Raw genomic sequence first — 202 nt, forward strand, 5'->3', positions numbered from 1 at the left:
GGAGCGGACGGCGCGCTCGCGGGCAGGGGTGAGCTCGCCGGAGGCGTACTCCGCCAGGGCGTCGTGCATCCGGTCGTAGTCGGCCCGGGCGCCGGGGCCGACCAAGCTGAGGGCGACGCCGTTGGCGGCGACGGTGTCCAGGCGCTTGCGGTAGCAGGCGACGAGCTCGGGGTCGTGCGGGGTGACCTTGGCCAGCCAGCGC

At 76.2% G+C, this 202-nt stretch carries 1 protein-coding gene; it reads right to left on the bottom strand.

The window, feature by feature from the left end; genetic code table 11:
• Positions 1-202, bottom strand: a 202-nt coding sequence (locus QWY28_RS24895) for a hypothetical protein (RefSeq protein WP_439117287.1), incomplete at both ends; no start/stop codon positions are given.

Origin of the sequence: Nocardioides oceani (genome assembly GCF_030412965.1) — a bacterium.
In the GTDB taxonomy this organism is placed as follows: domain Bacteria; phylum Actinomycetota; class Actinomycetes; order Propionibacteriales; family Nocardioidaceae; genus Nocardioides; species Nocardioides oceani.